This is a genomic window from Streptomyces sp. NPDC030021, from assembly GCF_055574035.1.
The window spans coordinates 136,489-158,501 of record NZ_JBVIAH010000017.1 but is presented as its reverse complement, the minus strand read 5'-3'; the positions used below and the strand labels follow the sequence as shown (position 1 = coordinate 158,501).

At 71.4% G+C, this 22,013-nt stretch carries 15 protein-coding genes; 7 read left to right on the top strand and 8 right to left on the bottom strand.

Annotation, left to right across the window (positions count from 1 at the left end; translation table 11 throughout):
• Positions 1–152: 152 nt before the first annotated feature.
• The gene (locus ACZ4YL_RS29625; protein ID WP_468120788.1) at positions 153–2,714 is read right to left on the bottom strand and encodes an AAA family ATPase; all 2,562 of its coding nucleotides are present in this window, start codon (positions 2,712–2,714) and stop codon (positions 153–155) included.
• A 255-nt stretch (positions 2,715–2,969) separates the two neighbouring features.
• Here ACZ4YL_RS29625 and ACZ4YL_RS29620 point away from each other — a divergent pair, with 255 nt between their 5' ends.
• The 7 genes from ACZ4YL_RS29620 to ACZ4YL_RS29590 are packed head-to-tail and all read left to right on the top strand — an operon-like array spanning position 2,970 to position 15,243.
• Positions 2,970–5,255 carry a TOMM precursor leader peptide-binding protein gene (locus tag ACZ4YL_RS29620; protein WP_468120786.1) on the top strand — a complete coding sequence of 762 codons (2,286 nt, stop codon included), beginning with the start codon at positions 2,970–2,972 and terminating at the stop codon, positions 5,253–5,255.
• 19 nt (positions 5,256–5,274) lie between these two features.
• A complete protein-coding gene (locus ACZ4YL_RS29615; RefSeq protein WP_468120784.1) occupies positions 5,275–6,822 on the top strand; it encodes a SagB family peptide dehydrogenase in 1,548 nt (515 codons plus the stop codon).
• A complete protein-coding gene (locus ACZ4YL_RS29610) occupies positions 6,819–7,631 on the top strand; it encodes a biotin/lipoyl-containing protein (protein ID WP_468120782.1) in 813 nt (270 codons plus the stop codon). Before ACZ4YL_RS29615 ends, ACZ4YL_RS29610 begins: the two co-directional genes overlap by 4 nt.
• A gap of 12 nt (positions 7,632–7,643) precedes the next feature.
• Entirely contained in the window at positions 7,644–9,944 is a 2,301-nt protein-coding gene (locus ACZ4YL_RS29605; RefSeq protein ID WP_468120780.1) for an NHLP family bacteriocin export ABC transporter peptidase/permease/ATPase subunit, read from the top strand.
• Positions 9,941–12,895, top strand: a complete 2,955-nt coding sequence (locus ACZ4YL_RS29600) for an NHLP bacteriocin export ABC transporter permease/ATPase subunit (RefSeq protein WP_468120778.1) — start codon at positions 9,941–9,943, stop codon at positions 12,893–12,895. The genes ACZ4YL_RS29605 and ACZ4YL_RS29600 overlap by 4 nt, the downstream gene beginning before the upstream one ends.
• Positions 12,896–12,907: 12 nt before the next feature.
• Positions 12,908–13,234, top strand: coding sequence for a YciI family protein (locus ACZ4YL_RS29595; protein WP_453333039.1), 327 nt, complete (start codon positions 12,908–12,910; stop codon positions 13,232–13,234).
• A gap of 44 nt (positions 13,235–13,278) precedes the next feature.
• Positions 13,279–15,243, top strand: a complete 1,965-nt coding sequence (locus ACZ4YL_RS29590) for a carbamoyltransferase C-terminal domain-containing protein (protein ID WP_468120776.1) — start codon at positions 13,279–13,281, stop codon at positions 15,241–15,243.
• Between the two features lie 82 nt (positions 15,244–15,325).
• Here ACZ4YL_RS29590 and ACZ4YL_RS29585 read toward each other — a convergent pair whose 3' ends face one another.
• From ACZ4YL_RS29585 to ACZ4YL_RS29555, 7 genes are read right to left on the bottom strand one after another with little or no spacing between them, the layout of a single operon-like run.
• Positions 15,326–16,105, bottom strand: coding sequence for an alpha/beta fold hydrolase (locus ACZ4YL_RS29585; RefSeq protein WP_468120775.1), 780 nt, complete (start codon positions 16,103–16,105; stop codon positions 15,326–15,328).
• A gap of 2 nt (positions 16,106–16,107) precedes the next feature.
• The gene (locus ACZ4YL_RS29580; RefSeq protein ID WP_468120773.1) at positions 16,108–17,100 is read right to left on the bottom strand and encodes a Rieske 2Fe-2S domain-containing protein; all 993 of its coding nucleotides are present in this window, start codon (positions 17,098–17,100) and stop codon (positions 16,108–16,110) included.
• Complete coding sequence (locus ACZ4YL_RS29575; protein WP_468120771.1) at positions 17,097–18,326, bottom strand: flavin monoamine oxidase family protein; 1,230 nt, start codon at positions 18,324–18,326, stop codon at positions 17,097–17,099. Before ACZ4YL_RS29575 ends, ACZ4YL_RS29580 begins: the two co-directional genes overlap by 4 nt.
• A complete protein-coding gene (locus ACZ4YL_RS29570) occupies positions 18,326–19,561 on the bottom strand; it encodes a cytochrome P450 (RefSeq protein ID WP_468120769.1) in 1,236 nt (411 codons plus the stop codon). The genes ACZ4YL_RS29575 and ACZ4YL_RS29570 overlap by 1 nt, the downstream gene beginning before the upstream one ends.
• Before the next feature lie 17 nt (positions 19,562–19,578).
• A complete protein-coding gene (locus tag ACZ4YL_RS29565) occupies positions 19,579–20,469 on the bottom strand; it encodes an ABC transporter permease (RefSeq protein WP_468120768.1) in 891 nt (296 codons plus the stop codon).
• Complete coding sequence (locus tag ACZ4YL_RS29560; protein ID WP_468120766.1) at positions 20,466–21,431, bottom strand: ABC transporter ATP-binding protein; 966 nt, start codon at positions 21,429–21,431, stop codon at positions 20,466–20,468. Before ACZ4YL_RS29560 ends, ACZ4YL_RS29565 begins: the two co-directional genes overlap by 4 nt.
• 27 nt (positions 21,432–21,458) lie before the next feature.
• Positions 21,459–21,848 carry a hypothetical protein gene (locus ACZ4YL_RS29555; RefSeq protein ID WP_030756060.1) on the bottom strand — a complete coding sequence of 130 codons (390 nt, stop codon included), beginning with the start codon at positions 21,846–21,848 and terminating at the stop codon, positions 21,459–21,461.
• Positions 21,849–22,013: the final 165 nt, after the last annotated feature.

Here is a 22,013-nt window from a genome sequence, read left to right as displayed (position 1 = left end):
CACGAAGGCCCGTACGTTCCTGTTCGGTGAGGCCGAGGACGCCGAAATCCTTGCCACCTAATTCCCCCCCCCCCCCCCCACCCCCCCCCCCCTCCCCCCCCCCCCCCCCCCCCCCCCCCCCCCCCCCCGCTTTGCCGTATGTCCAGGAGGCCTCAACCGCGCGGTGAGAGCCCCTCGATGGCGGCGGCCAGCTCGGGGCGGCCGACGATGCCGAGTTTGCGATAGATCCGGCCCAGGTGGGTGTCGACCGTGCGCTTGCTGAGGCACAGTCGCTCGGCCACTTCGAGGTTGCTCAGGTTCATCAGGACGAGGTCGGTCACCCGGCGCTCGGCGGGGCTCAGTCGGACGGCTGCGGCTGCTGCTGCGGCTGCGGCTTCCGGCGACGCGCTCCCGGACGGTGTCCGATCCGGCACCCCCGCACCGGCCCTCCGCCGCGCCGTGGTGGCGACGGAATCCGCGACGATGGTCCGCGCGGCGGCGTACTCGCCCAGGTGCTGGTAGGAGTTGGCGGCATGGGCCCGCCAGGGAACGCAGGCCTGGTTGGCGATGCCCCGGGTGGCGAGCTGGTGCCCGCACTCCAGGAACAGCCGGAGCGCCTCCTGGTGGTTGCCCCGGGCGGCCGCGACGAGGCCCTGTCCTTCCAGGACCACTCCCCGGATCAGAGGATGGACGTCGCTCGGGACCTCCATGCCCACCAGCGAGCCCGCCGCCTCCGCCACCTGACCGAGCCGCACCAGAGCGCGCGCCGCGCAGGCGACCGCCGCGCCGTGCAGACCGACCGCGTTGACGGCCCGGGCGAGCGCAGCGGCCTCACGGGCGTCGCGCAGACTCTCGTCCCACTTCTCCCGGCGGTACGTCACCTCGCTCTGCACCAGCAGCACCAGGGCCAGTTCGGCGGGGCGCCGCAGTCGTCGTGCGGATCGGACGGCCCAGGCGCTCCACTGCTCCGCCTCGGCCGGCCGGCCCGTCCAGGCGAAGGCCAGTACCGCGCCCACCAGCCCGGCGTCCGCACCGGCGGGGGACGCGGCCTCGGTGCAACGCACCGCCAGCCGCGCGGCCCGCAGGGGCGACCGGCCTCCGGCAGCGGTCATCGCGGCCAGAGCCCCGAGGAAACTCCAGCTCGCCGGGCCGTTCTCACCGGCGCGCAGTTCACGTACGGCACGTTTCATGCCGACGCGGTGGCCGGCCAGCAGTGCCTGGGAGCCGAGTTGCAGCAACTGTTCGCGTGGCGCGTCCTCGACGGTGCTCAACGCGGCGGCGGTGTCGGCGAAGTGCCGGGCCGCGGTCGTGGAGGTGACGGTGAGGGCGGGGTGGGCCAGCGGCAGCAGGTCCCGGGCGCGGTCGGCCGGGTCGGCGGCGGCAGCGGCCGTCGTGGCGTAGCGCACGCACGAGGCGAGGTCCCGATGCAGCTCTACGGCGCCCAGCCGGACCGTGGTCTCCCGTAGTGCCATGGGGTCGTCGGACTCCGCGAGGGACCGGCGGAGGTAGCGCGCGGCGGTGTCCCACGACCCGGCCGCGGCGGCCTCGTCGGCAGCCGTCCGCAGGATCGGCAGGGCCCAGGCGCGGTTGGCGGTACTCAGGGACATCAGGTGCCCGGCGGTCTGCGTGGCCGGGGCGCCGAGCCGGGCGAGCAGGGCGGCGGCGCGTTCGTGCAGGTCCAGGCGGTGGTCGGAGTCGATGCGGGACAGGATGGCCGTACGGACCAGCTCGTGCCGGAACTGTTCCGGCGGCCCGGGGGCGAGCAGGCCCGTTCGGCACAGCGCGGCTCGGGCCTGCGCGGCCTGGAAGTCGCCCTGGCCGGCCAGGATGGCCGCGGTCGTCAGATCGGCCCCGGGTCCGAGGATCGCGAGGCTGTTGAGCAGTTCCACCGCTGCCGGCCGGTACTGGTCGAGCCAGGTCAACGTGGTGTCGGAGAGCGTCTGTGCGCCGATCCGCAGCACGTCGTCCAGGTTCGGTGACCCGGGGGAGACCGGCGCGGCGATCAGACGCTTCGTGAGCTCCCGCAGCACCAAGGGGTTGCCCTGGGAAAGGGTGTGGCAGGCGGCGGCGAGTTCGGCGTCGAGCGGGGCCCCGAACGCGGCGGCCATCAGTTCCGCGCTGCAGGTGTCGCACAGCGGTCCCGGCCGGACCACCCGGGTGTACGGCAGGGCGCCGAGTTCGGCGGGCAGGTTCTCGTGGACGTCGGCGGTCTCCGAGGAAACGGTGGCCAGCAATGCGACCGGGAGGCCTTCGAGGCGGCGGGCGATGTAGGAGCACCACTGCAGCGAGGCTTCGTCCGCGAAATCGAGGTCGTCGATGGCTATGACCACCGGCCGGGTCGTCGCCATGGAGCGGGTGGCCTGGAACAGATTCTGCAGAAGATGATGTGCGGCGGCGCCGTTCGCGGGAACAGCTGATTGATCCAGACTGTTCGGCAAATTCACGGAGAGGGGTTCCGGGGTCGCGCCGGAACTCCCGGACGCCGATATGAACGGGTCGAAGAGCTGGCGCACGACGCCGTAGGGATATTCCTGCTCGTTCTCATGACATCGGGCCCGCAGGACGATGCTCTGTTGGGGCAGCCGCGCGAGGGCCGCACGGAGCAGCTCGGACTTGCCGATGCCCCTGGGCCCCTGGATCAGTGCGAGCGCCGGACGGCCCTGAGCCGCCTCCCCGAGCACTTCCCCCAGTGCGGCCAACTCGCGTTCCCGATGCTGCAACTGCCCCGTCGGCACCGTAAATCATCCCCCGTCAGCGGCAGACAACCGCAGCCATGATCATCGCATCCGCGGACCACTGTAGTCCAGAACAGGTACGGCCTTTCGGAAAGATACGTATGGCTTACGTATCGCAGCCCGCGATTACGTATCGACCCGCACATACCTAAGCGGCGCATCGCCTCGCGCTTTTCAGCATGTACACGGGTTTCAGCCACATGATTGGATGGCGAGCGAAATATGGAACACCGGTAATAAACAGGGGGAAGCCAGATGGAGCGTCCGCGACTCAAGGCCCATTTCATAAGTGAAGTGGTCGATGGTTCGAAGGTCTTCCTGCTCGCCGAGGGAAAAGACTTCCTCGTCCAGGGAGCCGCGGCGGCCGCGGTGCTTCCGCACCTCGACGGCCACAAGACCGTTGCCGAGATCGTCGGGGCGCTCAGCGGACAGCTGGCGATCACTGAGACCTTGACCGCGCTGCGCCGGTACGAGGCCGCCGGTCATCTGGCCGAGGGCCGTCCCGAGATGTCGGACGAGGCGCTGGCCTTCTGGGACGCCCAGGGCGTCGACCCGCACCAGGTGGTGGCCGCCACCGCGGCCACCGAGCTGACCCTTGTCGCCGGATCCGGCCTGGACCACCGGCCGGTGCTCGGCGCGCTGGAGTCCAACGGCCTGCGGGTGCGCGTGGTCGGCTTCGACGAGGCGATCGGCTCGGCGGACGCCGGGGACGGCCTGACCGTCGTCCTGGTCGACGACTACCTCGACCCGGAACTGGACCGCCTCAATACCGCATACCTGGCCGCAGGCCGCTCCTGGCTGCCGGCCAAACCCGCCGGTGTCGTGCCGTGGGTCGGTCCCTTCCTGCGTCCCGGCGAGACCGGCTGCTGGACCTGCCTGGCCCAGCGGCTCGGTGGCAACCGCCAGGTCGAGCGCTACCTTTCCGGCAAGCGTGGTGACCACACCCCCCGCCACCCCTCGCATGCGGCACTTCCCGCGAGCTCGACCCTGATCGCGGGCCTGCTCGCCGTCGAGGCCGTCCGGATCGTCGTCACCGGTACGTCCGAGTCCCTGACCGGCGTGATGCGCACCATGGACCTGGTCACTCTGGAGAGCGCCGAGCACACCCTCGTACGGCAGCCGCAGTGTGCCTCCTGCGGTGACCCGACGCTGGTCTCCGAGCGCAGCCCCAAGGTCGCCCTCACCGCCAGCCCCGCCCGGCACACCACGGACGGCGGCTACCGGATCCAGCCGCCGCAGCTGACGTACGACCGGCTGAAGCGGCACATCAGCCCCTACCTCGGCGCGATCACCAAGCTCGGCGCCCACGAGGAGACCGGCAACGGCGTCACCTACAGCTTCACCGCGGGCCACAACTTCGCGATGGTCAACGACAACATGGACCTGCTGCGCCGCAACATGCGCGGCCAGAGCGGCGGCAAGGGCCGCTCCGAGATACAGGCCAAGGTCAGCGCGATGTGTGAGGCCATCGAGCGCTACTCGGCGGTGTGGCGGGGCGGCGAGCCGGTCACCCGGGCCGCGTACGACGACCTCGACCCGGACGTCGCCGTGCACATGGACGAACTGCTGGGCTTCTCCGAGGCGCAGGTCGCCGGCCGCGAGCAGTGGAACGCCGATCCCACCCACCGGCTCCACCTGGTCCCGGACCCCTTCCGCACCGATCTGCCGATCGACTGGTCCACCGGCTGGTCCCTGACCCGCGAGACCGAGCGGATGATTCCGTCCGGCTACGCCTGGTACGGCCACCCGGACCTCGCCGAGCACTTCTACTGCGTGGGCGACTCCAACGGCGGGGCCAGCGGCAACACCCTCGAAGAGGCCATCCTCCAGGGCTTCTGCGAGGTCGTGGAACGCGACTCGGTGGCGCTGTGGTGGTACAACCGCCTGCGCGTTCCGGAGTTCGACCTGGACTCGCTGGACGACCCGTACGTGGACACCATGCGCGAGTTCTACGCGAGCATGGACCGCGACGTGTGGGTCCTGGACATCACCTCCGACCTGGGCATCCCCACCTTCGCCGCGGTCTCCGGGCGCCGCCACGACGTCGAGGACGTGATGGTCGGCTTCGGCTCGCACCCGGACGCGCGCATCGCCGCCATCCGCGCCCTGACCGAGGTCAATCAGTTCCTGCCGTACGTGGACCGTCGCGACGCCGACGGCAACACCGTCTACCGGTCGGACGACCCGGAGACCCTGGCGTGGTGCAAGAAGGTCAAGCTGGCGGACGAGCCGTGGCTGACCCCCGACCCGGACCAGAAGCCCACCACGGTGGGCGACTTCGCTCCGCTGGTGGGCCATGACCTCGCCGACCACATCAAGGACTGCGTGTCCCGGGCCGAGGCCGCCGGCATCGAGGTGATCGTGCTGGACCAGACCCGCCCCGATCTCGACCTGTGCGTGGTCAAGGTCATCGCCCCCGGCATGCGGCACTTCTGGCGGCGCCTGGGCCCGGGTCGGCTCTACGAGGTCCCGACCCGCACCGGGCGGCTGGAACAGCCCCGTACCGAAGACGAGATGAATCCCTGGAATGTCTTCTTCTAGACCCGGCCGGACGGACATCATGACGACTGGGCAGACCGACCGAGCCCACCCGCAGCACCCGGAGCACCTGGCTCACCCGGCCCACCCGGCCCGCACCGTGCACGCGGTCCTGCGGCTGCGGCGGGACGCGACGCTCGAAGAAGCCCCCGGCCAGGCCGCAGCCGCGGCCGCCGGGGCCTGGCTCCTGTCGGCCCCGGCCGGTGCCGTCGCCCTGCCGGACACCACTCCCGGACTGCTGGCGGTGCTGACCGCCCTCGCCGCCGACGACCACGCCGAGGACCAGCTCGCTCCCCTCGTCACCGCGCACGACGGGGAATTCGGGCTGCTCCGCCTCCACATGCTGCTGCACAAGCTCGACGCCGCAGGCATGACGGAGCGCGCGGTACGGCTCGACGGTGAGCCGATCGCCCGGCTGCGCCAGGTCGGCCGCGGCCGCCTCGCGCTCCCGGTCGCTCCGGCCGCCGACGCACTCGTCAAACTGTCCCGGTTCGCCACCGCGACCGCCGAGGGCGGGCTGCTGGTGGTGCGCGCGCCGGGCAGCCCGCTCGCGCTGGAGCTCTCCCCGGCCTCCGCCGGACTGCTCGCTGTCCTCGCCGACTGGAACAGCCCGACCGGGGCGGCCCAGCGGTCCGGGCTCCCGGACACGGCCGTGTCGCAGGTGCTGCGGCTGTTCGCGGCCGGTGGTCTGCTCGTCTCCGGCGGGCCGGAACACGACCCGGAGGCCGGGGAGCAGCGGCTCGCCCAGTGGTCCGCCGCCGACCTGGCCCTCCACTCCCGTACCCGGGGCCCGCGTACGGTCACCGGCTACGGCGGTACGTACCCGCTCGGGGAGCGCTTCGGCCCCGAGCCGGCGTCCCGGGAGCCTTTCCCCGGACAGCGGATCGCCCTGGCAGTCCCCGACCTGGATGCCCGCGCGAAGAGCGAGGCTTCGTTGAGCGAGGTGCTGGAGCGGCGCAGGTCGATCCGTGAGCACGACGCGGACGCGCCGATCACCCTGGAGCAGTTGGGTGAACTGCTCTACCGCAGCATGCGGTTGCGGCAGACCTTCACCGGCAGTGACGGGCAGGTGCTGGCCGACCGGCCCTACCCGTCCGGCGGCTCCGTCCACGAACTGGAGGTCTACCCGCTCATCACCGAGTGCGTCGGCGCCGAACCGGGGCTGTGGCACTATGCGCCGGACCGGCACGAGCTGGAGCTGGTGGCCGAACCCGGCCCCGCCACGGCCGCGTTGGTGGAGTCCGCACGGGGCAGCGCCCTGATGGACTCCGCTCCGCAGGTGACTCTGCTGGTCTCGGCCCGCTTCGGGCGGGTGATGTGGAAGTACGAGACCGTCGCCTACTCCCTCATCCTCAAGCACGTCGGCGTGCTCTACCAGACCTTTTACCTGGTCGGAACGGCCATGGGACTGGCGGTGTGCGGCCTCGGCGGCGGAGACGCGGACGAGTTCGCAGCCGCCTCGGGCCTGGACCGTTACTCCGAGGGCGGGGTCGGCGAGCTCGTCGTCGGCAGCCGCCCCCGGACACTGCGGCACAGCGCGGGAGTCCCACGCGGGGAGGACCAGTCATGATGTTCCGCTTCAAGGCGCTGCAACGGATGCGTGAGCCCGACGAGCTGGACTCGCCCACCCTGCTGGCGGCACCACGCGGCTGGATCGCGTTGTTCGTCGTCATGATCACCATGACCGCCGCGGTGATCTGGGCCTTCGCCGGCCAGTTGCTGATCAGTGTGAGCGCGCCGGGTCTGCTGACCCGCCCGGGCGGCACGGCACAGGTGCAGAGTCCCTTCACGGGCATGGTGCAGCGGGTGCTCACCCAGCCCACCGCCACGGTCACCGCGGGGCAGACGGTCATCGAGGTGCAGGACCCCGCCGGTCAGATCCGCCGGATCACCAGCCCGTTCGCGGGCCACGTGGTCGGGCTGGCGGTCAGCGACGGGCAGATGATCGACGTCGGCTCCGCCGTCCTCACCGTGGAGCGCACCGATGTCTCCGGCGATCGCATGATCGCCATGGTGTTCGTGCCCGCCGACCGGGCCGCGCGGCTCCACCCGGGCAACAAGGTGGACCTGGCCGTGTCCACGGCCCCGCCGGCCGCTTTCGGCCTGCTCCGCGGAACCGTCACCTCCGTCAGCCCCTACCCGCTGACGTCGGAGGCCCTGTCCGGCCTGGTGGGCGGTGAGCTGGCGGCACGGCAGTTCGCCGCCGGATCCGCGCCCCGGTTGGTCGTCGTGGACCTGGTACGCGACGAGAACACCCGCTCCGGCTTCGCCTGGTCCAACACCAGCGGCCCCCAGACGGCGCTGACCACCCAGGTGGGGGTGTCGGCCACGATCAATCTCGGCAAACAGACCCCGTTCAATCTGATCCTCGGACGCTGAGGGGACATCGCCATGACGCAGAGCACCCTGGCCAAGCCCCCGGCCGAGCCCCCGGCGAAGGACACGACCCCGCCCGCCCCCCGCGGACCCGACCGGCCGGGCGGCCGGCGCCGACGGATCCCGCTGCCCCGCATGCGGCCCTGGCGCCACAAGGTCCCGACCGTCATGCAGATGGAGTCGGTGGAGTGCGGCGCCGCCTCCCTGGCGATGATCCTCGCCCACTACGGACGCCACGTCCCGCTCGAAGAACTGCGCGGCGTGTGCGGCGTCTCCCGGGACGGCGCCAATGCCGCCACCGTCCTGGCGGCGGCCCGCCAGTACGGCATGACCGCCCGGGGCTACCAGACCGAAGCGGAGAACCTGAAGGACCTCGACCGGCCGGTCATCATCTTCTGGGCCTTCCAGCACTTCCTGGTCGTCGAGGGCGTCCGCACCCAGTACGGCAAGACCGTCGTGGCCGTCAACGACCCCGCCGGCGGGCCCCGGCTGATGGCCTGGGACGAGTTCGACTCCGGCTTCACCGGCGTCGTCCTGTCCTTCGAGCCCGGCCCGGACTTCGTCCGCGGCGGTACCCGCACCAAGGTCGGCGCCGCGCTGCTGTCGCGCCGGCTGCCTTCGGGACGGGCCCTCCCGCTCGTGCTGATGGCCAGCGCGCTGCTGGTCGTCCCCGGTATCGCCACCCCCGCGTTCACCCGGGTCTTCATCGACCGGGTCCTGGCGGGAGGATCGGCGGGGTACCTGGTGCCCCTGCTGCTCGCCATGATGTTCACGGCGCTGTGCGTCTTCGTCCTCACCTCCGTACAGCGGCACTACCTGCTGCGCCTGGAGATACGGATGGGGCTGGTCTCCTCGGCCCGCTTCTTCCGCCATCTCCTGCGGCTTCCCGTCGACTTCTTCATGCAGCGGCGTCCCGCCGAAGTGGCCAACCGGGTCGCGGGCAACGACGTCGTGGCCGAGATCCTCTCCCGGGACCTCGCCCTCACCGTCGTCAACCTCGTGCTCGTGGTGTTCTACGCGGCCCTGCTGATCCACTTCGACGTCCTGCTCGGCGCCATCGGCGTCGGCATGGCGCTGCTGAACATCGTGGTGCTGCGCTGGGTCGCCCGGGCCCGCACGGACGCCGTGGTGGCGCTGCGCACCGACCGCGGCAACCTCACGGCGACCACCTTCACCACCCTCAGCCAGATCGAGACGGTCAAGGCCACCGGCGCCGAACCCGACGCCTTCAGCCGCTGGGCGGGCTTCCTGGCCAAGGTCATCTCCGCGAAGCAGCAACTGGGCGTGCCGACCGCCGTACTGATCGTGGTGCCCCCGATGCTCGCCTCCCTCAACAGCGGGTTGATCCTGCTGGTCGGCGGGCAGCGGGTGGTGGACGGCGCGATCAGCGTCGGCATCCTGGTCTCCTTCCAGACGTTGCTCGCCGCGCTCAGCCGCCCGGTCACCCAACTCACCAATCTCGGCGGCCGGCTCCAGGACGTCACCGCCGACATCAAGCGGCTGTACGACGTCGAGCACTATCCGGCCGACACCTCCTTCGACGTTCCCGAGGACCCCTCCCGCACCGGGAGGCTCGACGGGCACCTGGAGTTCGAGGACGTCACCTTCGGCTACAGCCCGCTGGCCGCGCCGTTCATCAAGGACCTGTCCTTCTCCGTGGTGCCCGGTCGCCGGATCGCCGTCGTCGGCAGCTCCGGCAGCGGAAAGTCGACGCTCGGCAGGCTGCTCACCGGTCTGTACGCCCCGTGGTCGGGCCGCATCCTGCTCGACGGCCGTCCCCGCGAGGAGATCTCGCGCACCGTGCTCGCCGCCTCGGTCGCCTATGTGGACCAGGACATCTCCCTCTTTGAGGGCAGCGTCCGGGACAACCTCGCGCTGTGGAACAACGACGTCCCCGACGACGTCATCATCTCCGCACTGCATGACGCCGCCATCTTCGAGACGGTGATGGCCCGCCCCGGTGGTCTGCACTCCATGGTCTGGGAGGGCGGACGCAACTTCAGCGGCGGCCAGCGTCAGCGCCTGGAGCTCGCGCGCGCCCTGGCCACCCAGCCCACCCTGCTCATCCTGGACGAGGCCACCAGCGCCCTGGACCCGGAAACCGAACGGGTCATCATGGACAACCTGCGCCGCCGTGGCTGCGCCTGCCTGACCATCGCCCACCGCCTGTCCACCGTGCGGGACGCCGACGAGATCATCGTGCTCGACAAGGGGCAGATCGCCGAACGCGGCACCCACGAGCACCTGCTGGCCCGCGGCGGCCACTACGCCGGTCTCATCGATTCGGTCCGCACCGCCGAAGGGGGCGACCTGTGATCACCTCTGCGTTCGCGCCGTTCTTCTCCGACGCGGCCACCCCCGCCGACCTCCACACCGACCCGTTCACCGTCCTGGACGACGTACGCCGCGTGCTGCTGGTGGAGGCCGGCGCCGTGGACCTGTTCGCGGTCCGCCTGGTGGACGGAGTGCCCACCGGGCGCTGGAACTTCCTGGCCCGTGTGGAGGCCGGAGCCCTGCTCATGGGATCACCGTCCGGGCCGCGGCACGGCATCGTCGGCCGGCCGGTGCCCGGCACCGTGCTGTCGTACCTGCCGCTCTCCCACCTCGAAGGCCTCTCGGCCCGCCGCGCCGCATGCGACACCCCGTCGGGGCTGGCGGTGCGCGCCCTGTCCACCGAGGCCTACGGGGACGCGGTACAGCAGTTTCTGGACGGCCTGGAGCAGGGCATCGTGGCCCTCGCCCAGGCGCTGCGCGACACCTTGCCGCCCCGTGAGTTCGTACCCCTGTCCACCGACGGGCCGACCGAGCTCGCCGCCGGAGCGGCGGTGCGTTCGGTGGACGGCGTCCGTTGGGTGCGGGTGGAGGAGGGCTCGGTCGAGCTGGGCGAGGGCGTCTCCGGGCGGTTCACGACCGGTATGGAGACCTGCCTCACCCAGCGCGACTGGCTGATCGCCGACTCGCCCGCCCGGCTGCGGGCCCGCTCCTCGCGGGAACTGCTCGACGAGGGAGCCCTCTGGGGTCTCCTGCTCGCCCACGCGACCCGCCTGCTCTACACCGTCGACCGTCGCATCGAGGGCCAGCGCGGCCTGGAACGCGAGGCCCTCGACGTCCGCCAGGCCCACGAGGCCGGCACCCTGGCCACCACGGCCCGCAGCTTCGAGGCCGTCCTGCACGACACCGAGGCCCGGATCCGGCTCGCGGACGTCGCCGCGGACCCGCCGACACTGGCGGCCGCCCGGCTGGTCGCCGCGCACCAGGGTTTCGCCGTCAAGGCCCCCCTGGTCGGCAGCGGTCACGGCCGCAACCTGGACGACCTCCAGTCCATCGCCCACGCCTCCGGCGTCCGCACCCGTGCCATCCGGCTGGACGGCCAGTGGTGGAGGACGGACTTCGGCCCGGCGATTGGCTACCTCAAGGTGGGCGATCAGCCGGTGGCGCTGCTCCCCATCGGCGGCCGCTACGTGATGGCCGAGGCGGGCAAGATCACCGAGGTGACCGCCAAGCTCGCCGAGGAGCTGCAGACCAAGGCCGTCATGCTCTACCAGCCGCTGCCCTCCGCGGTCCGGTCGATCAGCGGCCTGCTGCGCTTCGGTATCCGCAGCAACCGGCGCGACCTGTGGATGTTCGCCTGGACGGCGGCCCTGGCCGCCCTGGTCGGACTGCTGGTCCCCGTCATGACCGGGCAGGTCCTCGGCACCTTCGTCGCACAGGCCCAGCGGGGCCTGATCGTCCAGGGTTCGCTGGTGGTGATCGGCTCGGCCCTGGTCGTCGCGGCGCTGTCCATCGTCCAGAACATCGCCGTCCTGCGCATCGAGAGCCGATCCACCGCCGCCATGCAGGTGGGCGTCTGGACCAAGCTGCTGTCCTTGCCCACGTCCTTCTTCACCCGCTATTCCACCGGGGAACTGGGCACGACCGTGCTCGGTGTCAGCGCCGCCCAGGAAATGCTCTCGGGCATGATGACCAGCGCCACCCTGGGTTTCATCACCGGCTCCGCCAATCTCGTCCTCGTCTACTTCTACGACCTGCGGCTCGCGCTGCTGGCCACCGTGCTGGTGCTGGTCGGAGCGGTGTTCGCGCTGGTGGCCGGTCGGATCGAGGTGCGCTGGCAGCGCAAGCTGTACGCACACGAGCAGAAGCTGTCCTCGCGGGTCTTCCAACTGCTCACCGCCGTCCCCAAGCTCAGGGTCACCGCCGCCGAGGACCGGGTGTTCGGTGTCTGGGCCTCGGAACTGGCCAAGGGCCGCAGTCTGGCCGCCGCGTCCCGGCGGGTGCAGAACATCGTGACGACCTTCAACGCCGGTTTCCCGCTGGTGTGCTCGGTCATCATCTTCGCGGTGATCGGCGGACCGCTGCAGGGCCAGGTGCCCATCGCCGCCTTCCTCTCGTTCTTCGCGGCCTTCAACCTTCTCCTGGCCTCCAGCCTGCAGTTCACCTCCGCCGCGATCACGGCGATGGGCGTCGTACCGCTTCTGGAGAAGCTGCGCCCGATCCTGGAGACGGCACCGGAGGTCGACCAGTCCAAGGCCGCCCCGGGTGACCTCTCGGGCCGGCTCGACCTCAGCCGGGTCTCCTTCCGCTACGGCGACGACGGCCCGCTCGTGCTGGACGACGTCACCCTGTCGATCGCGCCGGGCGAGTTCGTCGCCATCGTCGGGTCCTCGGGCAGCGGGAAGTCCACCGTGCTGCGGCTGCTGCTGGGCTTCGAACAGCCCGTGTCGGGCACGGTGCTGTACGACGGGCAGGACCTGGCGGAGCTGGAGGTCTCCGCCGTCCGCCGACAGTGCGGCGTCGTGCTGCAGAACGGCTCGCTGCTCGCCGGCGACATCAAGGCCAACATCATCGGCAGCAGCAGCCACACCCTGGACGACGCCTGGGTGGCGGCATCGATGGCGGGCATCTCCGACGACATCTCGGCCATGCCCATGGGCATGAACACCGTGCTCTCCGAAGGGACCAACACCCTCTCCGGCGGACAGCGCCAGCGGCTCATGATCGCCCGTGCCCTGGTCGCCCGCCCCCGCATCGTCTTCTTCGACGAAGCCACCAGCGCCTTGGACAACCCGACCCAGCGGCTGGTCGCGGAGAGCACCCGAAAGCTCAGCGCCACCCGGATCGTCATCGCCCACCGGCTGTCGACGGTGGCCGACGCCGACAAGGTCATCGTCCTGGACCAGGGACGGATCGTGCAGCAGGGCCGCTACGAGGAACTGCTCGCCGACGAGAACGGCCTGTTCGCCCGCCTGGCCAGCCGCCAGGTGTCCTGAGGAAGGATCTTCATGGAATTCGCACTGCTCGTCTACGGCGAAGAGCGCGCATGGGACGACATGTCGCCGACCGAACGCCAGGAACGGTACGAGGCGAACCGCGCCTACGGCCGTGACCTCGCCGAGGCCGGGGTGCGGGTGCGCTACGGCGCCCGGCTGGCCCGCCCCGACGGCGCGGCCGGCGAGGACCGCGCGGCACCGGGCGAACTGGAGCTCGGCGGCCTGTGGCTGATCGAGGTGGCCACCGAGGAAGAAGCACGGGAGTGGGCCCGGCGGATGCCGGTGGGCCCCGGAAACGCCGTCGGGCTGCGCCGCTGCGATCGTCCCGGCGCCTCCTGAACACCCCGATGAACCCACCGGACAGCAAGCAGAGGAGCAGTGCCGTGGCTGATCGGCATGACGTCGAGTACTTCCTTTCCGGCTACCTGACACCGCCGGGTCCCACCGCCGTGCTGTCCGCGCGCCACGACCAGAACGTCGCCCTGTGGCGACGCAGCGGCCGGGCCGTGGAGCTCGTACGCGTCTGGGAACTCGAACGCGTCAGCGGCCAGAAGCACCATCATCAGCCGCTCTACACCCCCGCCCGGGCCGAGGCGTTCCTGAACGGACTGCTCGCCACCGAGGGGCTGGACCTCTCCGACATCAGCGCCTCCTGGGGCACTCCGGGCCTGCCCGGCCACGCGGAGATCCCCGTCCCGGCCGGCGCCGAGGACTTCCCCCTCCACAGCCTCGGTCATCTCTTCAGCGGCCTGCTGATGGACAGCGCGCTGTTCAAGCGGGAGACGATCATCGCGATGGCCGTGGACGGCGGCCCCGACTTCGTCCAGGACCGGGAGACCAAGAGCGCCTGGTATGCCGGTTGCGTCTCCGTCCAGGGGCGACCGGCGTTCGCTCCGGTGGAATCCCCCGGCCCCCTCTACACGGCGGCCGAGACGATCTTCGGCAAGGAGCCGGGCACCCTCATGGCCCTGGCCTCGGCCTGCCGGACCCGGATCGACGTCGACGCCGAAGCCGTCATGGCCGGTGTCCAGCTGTTCGGCGGGCGGCGGGCGCCGTGGCAGGACGCCCACCGGGTGGTCGCGTCGATCGTGTCCGAGGCCCGTCGGCAGCTGGCGGGGCGGGAGCTGGACCGGGAGTTCACCGACGAGGAGAACCTGCAGAGCGCCGTCATGGAGGTCGTCCAACGGTGCTGCGAGCTGGTCGCGGTCCGCAACATCGAACGCCTGCTGGCGATCGGCGGCGTACGGGCCGAGGACGCCTACCTCTCCACGAGCGGCGGTTTCGCGCTGAACTGCCCCGCCAACTCCCTGCTGATGGACCGTTTCGGCTTCAAGGGCCTGCTCACCCCGCCCTGCGCCAACGACTCCGGCCAGGCACTGGGACTCGGGCTGCTCGCCCTGTACGGCACCGGGGCCCTGGAGAACGCCGACATCCTGATCGAATCCGCCTACTACGGCAACGAGCTGCGCGACGTGGACGCCGCGTTGGCGGAGTTCGCCCCGTGGATCGAGGAGGTCGGCGCGTTCTCACCCGAGCGGTTCGCCGAGGACCTCGACGACAGCGTGGTCGCCTGGGTGGACGGCGCCGCCGAGATCGGCCCCCGGGCCCTCGGCCATCGCAGCCTGCTCGGCGACCCCCGGTCGACGAAGGTCAAGGACCTGCTCAACGAGTACAAGCAGCGTCAGTGGTGGCGCCCGGTCGCCCCGATCGTGCCGGCCGAATACGCCCCGGACTGGTTCGACGGCGACCGGCCGTCCCCGTACATGCTGGAGACCGTTCAGGTGCGGCCGGAGGTACGCGACGCCGTACCGGCGATCGTGCACCTGGACGGATCGGCGCGCCACCAGGTCCTCACCGCGGCGGCCAACCCGCTCCTGCACCGTGCCATCGGGGCGTTCCACGCCCGGACCGGGGTGCCGATCGTGTGCAACACCTCGCTCAACGACCGCGGCGAGCCGGTCGTGGACACCGCGGCCGAGGCGCTGGTCTTCTGTATCCGCAAGGGCCTGCGGATCGCCTACCTCGGCGGCCGGCGGATCGTCCTGCGCGCCGCACCCGTCCCGGACACCGCCCCGCCCACCGCACCACGGGAGCGGAGCACCGCGTACTTCGCCGGCCAGGAGCAGGACCGGGACGCCCTGTGGCAGGGGTGGCTGGACGAGGGCTACACGGAGGAGGGCATGTTCCTTCTCTCCCGCTCGCCCGACCTGCGGGCCGAGCTGGGCTCCTCCACCGTGGAACGGGTCAACGCCCTCGGCGCGTACGAGGCCGCCGGCAGCCCGGGCCACGCGCTGATGGTGCAGCGGTTCCGTACGGCGCACGGCCCCGAAGCCTCGTCCGACCGCTGAGTCGCACCCATGCCGATGGCCCGCGGACGGGAGGTCCGCGGGCCATCGGCATGAGGGAGGACGCGCAAGCCGGGTCAGTGGCTCATCCGGCGCGGAGCAGGTGTGCCGCGAGGTCGGCCGCGACGGCCTCGGGCCGCTCCAGCAGCGGCAGATGACCGGACCGGGGCAGTGTCACGACCTGGCAGTCGGCGACGTTGTCGCGCAGCAGCTCGGCGTTGCGGACGAAGGCGGGCATGTCCTCGTCGCCGATGAACACCAGGGTCCGGGCCTGGATGCGGGCCAGGTCCGCCGGGCTGTGGCGGTGCGCGGACAGCGTCATCATGGCGCCGCTGTCCAGTTCCGCCCATGAGTGCCGGACGATCACCGAGCGCAGCGCCGCGCGGAGCTCCGGATGCCGTTCGGTGCCGCGGAAGATGTCGGGGGGCGAGGCCATCCACAGATCGGCCATCTGCTCCCCGGGGCCGGCGAGCGGCTTGAGCATCATCAGCTGCTGGTAGCGCCGCCGGGCATCGGCGTCCGGGGCCGCGCCCGCCAGCGTGGGCGCGGCGGCCACCAGGGCGTGCACCAGCTCGGGTTCGTCGATGGCCAGCTGGAGTGCGACGGACGAGCCGTACGAGAGCGAGACGATCCGGTGGGCCTGCTCGGCCCGGACGATTTCGGCGATCTGCCGCGCCAGGGCGGGAAGGGTCAGACCGGCGGGAATGGGGTCGGAGCCGCCGTGGCCGGGCAGGTCGACGCCGATGTGCCGCCAGCCGGGCAGGAGCTCCCAGAGCGGCTCCCAGGTGCTGGAGTCCATGGTGTAGCCGTGGATCCACAGCACGGCGGGGCCGCTGCCGGACGTGCGGACGGACAGCTGGTTCATGATCAGTTCACTTCCTCGAAGCCTTCGCAGAACTCGCGGAAGGCGATCACCGGCTCGTCCCGGGCGTCGTAGCGCACGGGCGCGTGCGGATCCAGGTGTTCCCAGACGGTGAGGTCCTCGGCGAGCGCGCGTTCGCTGCCGACGATCAGCATCCGCAGGTCGCTCTCCCGGCCGGGGCTGACGCCGACCGCCACACGGGCGACACAGCCGTCCGGGGTGGGCGTGGCCCCGGTGACCAGGACGTGCACCTGTCCGGGCGGCCCGAACTCGGTGACCACCAGGCCGGGGCTGAAGGCCCGTGCGTAGAACCGCGGTACGTACTCCAGTCGCGTCTCGCCGTTACGCATCGCCCGCCACTTGGCCTCCGCCCGGGCGAGATCGCTCTTCCAGGGGGAGTTGCGCATCGGGAATGTGCCCTCGATGGCCAGTTCACCGTTCTCGGTCGGCACGATGTCCATGCCTTCGACGGCCTCGACCTTGTGCAGGGCGGTGAAGTGGTCCGTGTCGAAGGCGTTCTCGATGATGAGTCCGGAGGGAGCGGCGACCGGAAGGACGACCGCCTCGACCAGCGGGTGGCTGACGGCGATCTCCTTGATCACCTTCTCGAACCCCCGGTCGTCCCGCGCGGTGTCGGTGAGCCTCGCGAAGACCGCCTCACCGGCTCGGAGCACCTGGTGTTCGGCGACCGACCAGCGTTTGCCCTCGTCGCCGAGCGCGATGCGCTTGCCGTGGAAGGGGCAGACCAGGCAGTTGCCGTCCAGCGTGCCGCCGTATCCCAGGTGCGCGCCCCGGTGCGGGCAGTTCGCGTCGAAGAGCCGTACGTCGTCGCCGTCGCGGACCGCCACCAGGCGGCGTGGGCCGATCGCCAGCGGGGTCACCTCGGCGGTGAGTTCGGACAGGAAGGCCACCAGGTGCCAGCCGGAGTGCACCGTCCGGGAGTACGCCCCTTCGGAGCGCACCGCTCCCGGCAGCCCGGCCTCGGATCGTACGGTCATCGTGCCACTCCCGACAGGATCTGCGCGGCCGCGCGCTCGCCGCTGGCGATCGCCCCTTGGACCCAGGGAAGTTGACGGCCGCAGACGGTCGCCTCTCCGGCGAAGAACAAGGTGTCCTCGATCGGTTCGGCCCACAGGTCCGACGCTTCCCGCGCGCCGGTCCTGGGTGCCGTGAAAGCTCCGCCCGACCAGGGGTCGTTCCCCCAGTCCGCCGCCTCGGTGGCCACCACCCGCGCCGACCGGGTCCAGGGCATGGACCGGGCCAGCAGCGCCGCCAGGCCGCCGTTCTCGTGCACGGCGGACCGTACGGCGGCGGCGGCTCCGGCCTTGGCCACGATCAGCACCTCCGGCCGTCCGGCCCGGCTGCGGGCGAATCCGCCCAGCCCGTCCACGTCGAACACCACCGCGGACTCCGGCGCGGGGACGGAGAGGGTGACGGCCACGCAGTAGCCGTCGCCGGCCGGCAGGTCCTTGGCCGCCCGCCACTTGGCCGCGGGCAGCCCGGCGATCCGCAGCCGGCCGCTGACGACCACCTGCGGAGGAACGGTGACGACCGCCGCACCGGCATGCAGTACCCCCTGCGCGGTGCGGGCCCGCACCTGCCCCCTGGACCAGTCGAGTTCGTCCACCGGGCAGCCGAGGCGTACGTCGAGGCTCTGCGCGAGCTGCTCGGGAAGCCGGTCGAAACCGCCGCTCACCGCGAACTCGCCGCCACCGACGGCATCTGCGTGGTGTGCGGCGGCCACCCCCGAGGCGCTCACCTCGTCCGGTTCCGCGGCCCAGTTCTGCCGGTACCACTCCCGTGCCGCGCGCTCCTCGGCACCGTCGGCGCCCTTGGAACGCAACCAGTCGCCGACCGACACGTCCGCATCGGCCCGTGCCGCGTTCAGCTCGGCCTCCAGCGCCCACGGGCCGCGTCGGCCACGGGCGAGCACTCCCATCTCCGCCGGCGCGCCGTCCTCGACCACCCGGGCCGCGAAGTCGCGCGGCACGGTCTCCATACGGTCGCTGCCCATGAGGGTGTGGACCGGGTTGCGGGCGCCGTGGACCACCTGCGCGCCGAGTTCGAGAGCGGGTCCGCCGTCGGCCGGCCGGAACGTGCGGATACGTCCGCCCACCCGTGCGCGGCCCTCCTGGACGACGACGCGCAGGCCTGCCTCGGTGAGGCGGCTCGCGCAGGTCAAACCGCTGATTCCCGCGCCCACGACGAGGACGTCGGTTCGCATCAGGCCTCCATGTCGTTCGTGTTCCGGCCGCAGGCGTCCGAAGGGCGCGGGCCCAGTTCCAGCGGATACTCCGCGAGGCGGCGCGGCAGCACGCAGTCGTCCCAGCGGGCGCGGTCCTGGTGGGACGCGACGTTCGGGAAGCGGCGTAGCAGCCGGGGCAGCAGAAGGGCCCCGGTCTGCCGGACCAGCACGGCCGCCAGGCAGAAGTGCGGCCCGCCGCCGAAGGCCAGGTGGGGATTGGGGGACCGGTCCAGGAGCAGCTCGTCGGGGCGCTCGAAGACCGCCGGATCCCGGTTCGCGGCCGCGAGCACGGCCAGCACCCGAGCGCCGGCGGGCACCCGGCCGCCGGGCAGTTCCACCTCGCGCGTGGTGACGCGCGCGGTGAACGGGATCGGGGCCTCCAGGCGCAGGAGCTCGTCCACCGCCGTGCGGGCCGCATGGTCGTCGGCCCGCCGCAGGTACTCCACCGCCGCCGGGCGGGGCAGCAGCCAGTACAGGGCGTTGCCGACCGTCTCGGCCAACGGCTGCCAGCCGCCGACGACGGCGAGGCCCAGGATGCCGAGCATCTCGGGCCTGGTCAGCCGGTCGTCGGCGGCCAGCCGGGACAGCGGGCAGTCGAATCCGGTCTCGGTGTGGCGCTGCGCCACCGCGTCCAGGTAGCGGCTCAGCTCACCCATGGCCGCCCGGCCCGCGGCGGCCGCGGTCGGTCCCGCCATCGGGTCGAGGTTGACGGAGACCGCGCGGGCCAGCTCCTCGAAGTGCGGGCGCTCGGCGTCCGCCAGCCCGAAGAGCCGCGCGTAGACGGCGGTGGCCAGCGGCTGTCCGATGCCGGTCGCGGCGTCCAGCTCTCCTGCCCGGCCACCCAACCGGTCCAGCAGGGCGTAGACCTCATCGCCGATCCCGTCCGCCACCGACCGGATCGCCTCGGGGCCGAGCAGAAGGCCGCCCGGGGCGCGCAGCCGGTGATGGTCGGGCGCGTCGGTGGTGAGCATGGACGGGGGGAGGGCGTCGTCCCTGGCGCGGCCCTGCTGCCCCTGGGCCGCGGAGAAGGCGTCGCTCCTGAGCGCCGCCGAGCAGTCCGCGTGGCTGGTGAGCAGCCACATCCGGGTGGCGGGGTCCTGATACACCGGGGCGTACGTCCGCAGCCACCGGTACGCCGGGTAGGGGTCCACCCGTCCGGTCGGCGAGAACGGATGAGCGAGGTGGCCCGGGAGGCGAAGGGTGGCTGAGGACACGGCGGTTCCTGTCTGGGTCAGTTGACGCGCGGGCCGCGCCAGCGGAACGACATCGCGGTGAGCACGAGTCCGGCCAGTGACCAGAGCGCCAGGATCAGGGCGATCCTGCCGAGCTCCCAGTTGCCGGCAGGCTCCACCACGGCGAAGGAGTCCGGCAGGAACACCGACCGGAACCCCTGGGCGATCCACTTGAGGGGGAAGAACGCCGCGAGGGTCTGCATCCAGGAGGGCAGTTGGTTGAAGGGGAAGAACACACCCGAGATGAACTGCGTGACCATGAAGACCGGGGTCACGATGGCGGCGGCCGACCGGCTGTTGGGGATGATCGCGCTGTAGGCCACGGCAAGCAGGGCGCAGGCGACCGTACCCAGCGCCAGGTCCCACCCGAGCGTCGTCCAGCGCTGCGCGGTGGAGGGCAGCGGCAGGCCGAAGGCCGTCACGGCGATCGCCATCAGCAGTGCGGTCTCCAGCACGGTGGTGACCACCACGCGCACCAACTTGCCGATGAAGTAAGCGGATTTGGGCATCGGCGTCATGGCGAGCCGGCGGACCGTACCGGTGTCGCGCTCGATGGCTATGTTGATCGCGAGACCGGAGAAGGCGGTGCTCATCACGCCGGACGCGATGATCCCGGCCATGAAGACCTGCTTGAGGTCCGTGTCGGTGCCCGCGACCTTGCCCGAGAAGATCGATCCGAAGACCAGGAGCATCAGGACCGGGAACATGAGCGTGAAGATCAGCGACTGCTTGTTGCGGAAGAAGCTCTTGAGCTCCACCGAGGAGCGCGCGACGGAGGCCCGCCAGATGCCCGGCGTACGGCGGGGCGCGCGGTGTTCGCCGGCTTCGGCGGTCGCGGCAGCCCTCGTGGTCGTGCGGGCAGGGACGGAGGGGGCGTCGGACACGGTCACGGGGTTCCTGCCTTTGCGTCGCGGTTCCTGCTGATCAGGTCGAGGTAGATCTCCTCGAGCGTCGGCCGGTGCACGCGCAGCTCAGGAAGCTCCCGCACCCTGGCCTCGGCGGCCCAGGCCAGCAGCACCAGGAGGACCGCGGTGGGGGTCCTGGTCAGGATGCTGACGATGCCGTCGCCCTTGCTTCCGTCCCGTTCGACCGTGACGTCGGCGGGCAGGGCCGGCAGGGTCCGTCCGACCAGTTCCGGCGGCATCCGGAAGGACACCGTTGTCGAGGTGTCGGCGCGTCCGCCGAGTTCGGAGACCCGGCTGACCTCGGCGACCTTTCCGTCGACGATGACGGCCGCGCGCTGGGCGAGCGCCTCGGCCTCGTCCAGGTAATGCGTGGTGAGTACGGTCGTCCGCCCACGGTCGGCGAAGTACTGCACCAGATCCCAGGCTTCTCGACGAGCCACCGGGTCCAACCCGGTGGTGGGTTCGTCGAGGAAGATGAGTTCGGGGTCACCGATCACCCCGACGGCCACGTCCAAGCGCCTCTGCTGGCCGCCGGACAGAGCCGTCGTCTGCTTCTTGCCGTGCTTGCCCAGCCCGACCATGTCGATGACCTGGCCCACGGGCAGCGGCGCCGGATACAGCGCCGCGAAATGCTCCACGACCTCGCGCACGGTGAGATCGGTGTAGGCGCCCGTGGACTGGGGCACGACACCGATGCGTGCCCGCCAGTCCCGCCTGTCCTCGGCCGGATCGCATCCGAGTACCCGCACGTCGCCGCCGGTCCGCTGCCGGACCCCTTCAAGGATCTCGACGGTCGTCGTCTTGCCCGCGCCGTTCGGCCCGAGCAGGGCGAACACCTCTCCCTTGTGGATGGTCAGGTCCACGCCCTGTACGACGTGCGAATCGCCGTACTGCTTACGCAGACCCCGGACAACGACAGGGTCTTCTTCCGATGCGGTGTGCAGCACTTCGGTGCTCTCCTTACGAGGCGGTGATCAGGTGCAGCAGGAGCAGGGGCAGCAGCACGTGAGAACCGTCGGGCCACCGCCCTTGCCGCCGCCGGAGAGACCCGAGAGGTCGCTCTCGCTCAGCTCGGAGGTCTCGACGACGGGAGCGTCCGGCACGTGGAACTCGAAGCGGCCGCTCGCGAGCCCCGCCTCCCACAGACCGACCTGGACGTCCAGGTTTCCGTCCGGCTGGGTCTCCGGGTCGGCGCTGACAATGACGATCTCGGCGTTCGCGGGAAGGGTCAGCCCGGATTCCGCAAGGGCCGAGCGCGGGTCCGACTTCAGCCGGGCGCGGTACTCATCGTTCGACCAGGCGGTGATGAGCGTCTTGGTGTAGGCGTTGACGAATTCAGTACGCTGCTGGGCATCCATCGCCATGCTGACTTCTCTTTCTATGTATTCCAGGCACCCCGTACACGGGGGACGCACGGGGGGCACTGAGAACAGGATCCAAATGCTGTGGCAGGAGCCGGCTGCGCGGGGCCTCGGCCTTGTTCGACCGAGGGCCCGCGCACAGCACCGGTTCCGTCATCCTGCGGAGCC

Excerpts from the sequence above, each read along its gene's own strand:
- ACZ4YL_RS29555 (WP_030756060.1), bottom strand. The coding sequence starts at position 21,848 with ATGGCGATGGATGCCCAGCAGCGTACTGAATTCGTCAACGCCTACACC.
- ACZ4YL_RS29595 (WP_453333039.1), top strand. The coding sequence starts at position 12,908 with ATGGAATTCGCACTGCTCGTCTACGGCGAAGAGCGCGCATGGGACGAC.
- ACZ4YL_RS29610 (WP_468120782.1), top strand. The coding sequence starts at position 6,819 with ATGATGTTCCGCTTCAAGGCGCTGCAACGGATGCGTGAGCCCGACGAG.
- ACZ4YL_RS29585 (WP_468120775.1), bottom strand. The coding sequence starts at position 16,105 with ATGAACCAGCTGTCCGTCCGCACGTCCGGCAGCGGCCCCGCCGTGCTG.
- ACZ4YL_RS29575 (WP_468120771.1), bottom strand. The coding sequence starts at position 18,326 with ATGCGAACCGACGTCCTCGTCGTGGGCGCGGGAATCAGCGGTTTGACC.
- ACZ4YL_RS29615 (WP_468120784.1), top strand. The coding sequence starts at position 5,275 with ATGACGACTGGGCAGACCGACCGAGCCCACCCGCAGCACCCGGAGCAC.
- ACZ4YL_RS29620 (WP_468120786.1), top strand. The coding sequence starts at position 2,970 with ATGGAGCGTCCGCGACTCAAGGCCCATTTCATAAGTGAAGTGGTCGAT.
- ACZ4YL_RS29580 (WP_468120773.1), bottom strand. The coding sequence starts at position 17,100 with ATGACCGTACGATCCGAGGCCGGGCTGCCGGGAGCGGTGCGCTCCGAA.
- ACZ4YL_RS29605 (WP_468120780.1), top strand. The coding sequence starts at position 7,644 with ATGACGCAGAGCACCCTGGCCAAGCCCCCGGCCGAGCCCCCGGCGAAG.